General features: G+C 35.8%; 1 protein-coding gene. It reads left to right on the top strand.

All coding sequences use genetic code 11. From position 1 onward, the window contains the following. Positions 1-768 precede the first annotated feature (768 nt). Positions 769-2580, top strand: a complete 1812-nt coding sequence (ltrA, locus tag F7888_RS22190) for a group II intron reverse transcriptase/maturase (protein ID WP_462937544.1) — start codon at positions 769-771, stop codon at positions 2578-2580. Positions 2581-2726: the final 146 nt, after the last annotated feature.

Genomic DNA, 2726 nt, shown 5'->3' with positions numbered 1-2726 from the left:
TTAGTTGTGCGAAATGTTCCTAGCTTAAATGGAGGATGGTTACATCACTCTGGTAAAGGTTAGGCAGTTCCTTATGGAACTGAAGGGTTATATCGAAGAATCAAATGATAGGGTAACGCCTTGAAGGGTTCTCTCTTAGTCGATTAGCACTTGATTTAGCAAGAATGATAGTGTTAAGAGCTCGGTGAACAGGCGTGAGAATTTACCGTAACAGTGTAATATTAACTGTCGAAAGCCTACCCGAAGGGGTGGTGTAAATCATGATGCTTGAGTTGAATGAATATGGTGAGTATGCGAAGAAACCTAAAAGAAAAGGTTAAGCTGACAAACTTCTGGATGTACGGGTCTATACCTGCAATACATAGAAATGTGTATATCACCAAATTGTGATGTTAGATGTGGGTAAGTAAAAATAACTAATATGAACACCCATGATACGTTACAGGCGTATGAATGCTAACAGGCTTACAGGAAGCACCTAAGTTCATTCTATAATAGATATAACTCAACGTTGTAAGCTGATAACGGGGAGGACTTGCTTCCAATGAATCGTTGGAAAGGAAAACAATAATGACATTAGTTATTGTATAACTTGACTTTATATCAGTGAAAGTGGTGGTACAGTACCAATGAAATGTCTAATCCACATGGAGGGATAGCCACTAGACTATTAAAGATTTATTCAACCAAGTAAGGCAGTTCTTTATCGATTAATAAGGTTCTTGTGAGACTAAAAGAGGTTTAACTCCGAAAGGAGTCACCAACTTATTGAAACGGAAGAAACTGAGACACAGTGAGTATTATAGTATGCAAGATTGCTTCGATACGCTATATTCTCAAAGCGTCAGTGGTCATCACTTCTATGACTTAACAGAATTAATGTGTTCTGATGATAATATACGACTTGCCTACCGAAACATTAAAAGAAACACAGGTAGCAAAACTGCGGGAACAGATAAATTAACTATTAATGATATCTTACATTTAACAGTTGAAGATGTAATCGCAAAGGTTCAATCCATGTTCAAAAGGTATGAACCACAAGCAGTGAGGCGTGTCTTCATCCCAAAAGGAAAAGGGAAAACCAGACCTTTGGGAATTCCGACAATTTGGGATAGAATCTTTCAACAATGCATACTTCAAATCTTAGAGCCAATTTGTGAAGCAAAATTCCATAAACATAGTTATGGATTTAGACAGAACCGCAGCACTCATCACGCAAAAGCTAGACTTGAATTCCTTATCAATCAGACTGGGCTCCATCATTGTGTTGATGTGGATATTAAAGGTTTCTTTGATAATGTGAATCACGGCAAACTTCTAAAACAAATGTGGTCATTAGGTATGAAGGATAAATCACTTCTTTCTATTATATCAAAGCTATTAAAAGCAGAGATTGAAGGAGAGGGTATTCCTACAAAAGGTACTCCGCAAGGAGGAATCCTATCACCTCTACTTTCAAATATTGTATTGAATGAATTGGATTGGTGGATAAGTAACCAATGGGAAACGTTTGATAGCAGATATACTTACTCAACAAATGGAAGTAAATATCAGCATTTAAAGAAAACGGCTTTAAAAGAGTGCTTTATCGTCCGCTATGCGGACGATTTTAAGGTAATGTGCAGAACTAGGTCACAGGCAATAAAAATGAATTATGCATTGAGAGATTTCTTGAGAAAAAGACTTCATTTAGAAACAAGTGAAGAAAAATCGAGAGTAATAAACTTAAAGAAAAACTCTTCCGAGTTCCTTGGATTCTCGATAAAAGTGGTTAGGAAAGGAAAAACAAGATTTGGTTATGTAGCAAGGTCCGATATGTCGAGGAAGGCTAAAGAAAATGCCTTCCAAAAGATTAAGGAAGCCATAAAAGTAGTCAAAAGAAAGCCTTGCATTCAAACTGTTTGGAATTTCAATACTGTCGTCATGGGAATCCAAAACTATTACTCTTTCGCCACTAACATTACTATCAATCTAAATGAGTTAAACGCTCATCTGCGAAAATCGTTATATAATCAATTAAAGAACCTTAGAACCGAGGCAAGTTTTCATGATATGACTAAAACCTTACAGAAAAGATACAAGGGATATAAGGCAAGACTATTTAAGATAAAACAAATGGTATTTGTTCCTATACATGCCCAGCGGTGGAAAACTCCACTGTGTTTCTCACAAAAGATTTGTAACTTTACTGCCGAAGGTAGAGCAAAGATACACAATAGCCTGAAAGCAATTGATAAAACAACGCTCGCTCACATCATGAGAAACTATATTCCAAATAGATCTATTGAATATAATGATAACAGGATTAGTAAGTTTATCGCCCAATATGGAAAATGTGCCATATTAGGTGAAGAGTTAGGGATTCATGAATGGCATTGTCATCATATAAACCCCTATTACCTGTCGAAAGATGATAATTATTCAAATTTGATTATTGTTCATAAAGCAATTCATCAATTGATACATCTAAAAGACAAAGTTAAAATAGAAAATCTCTTACAATCTTTGAAGCTTAGTAGTAAGCAGAAAGAAAAAGTAAATAAACTGAGATTAATATGTCAAAATGAAATTATCTAATACTGGAAAATAGCACTCGTCTGCTTTAATACATAGAAAGAATAAATTGGTTTAGTTGGAACGCCGTATGCGGTGAAAGTCGCACGTACGGTGTGAACAGGGGGAAAAGGGAGCGATAATTTCAAACCCTTACCTATCTGTATGAA

This window comes from Litchfieldia stipae, from assembly GCF_014837155.1.
Lineage (GTDB): Bacteria > Bacillota > Bacilli > Bacillales > Bacillaceae_L > Litchfieldia.
Note: the sequence above shows the minus strand (reverse complement) of the source record. Positions and strands in the feature narration are given on the sequence as shown.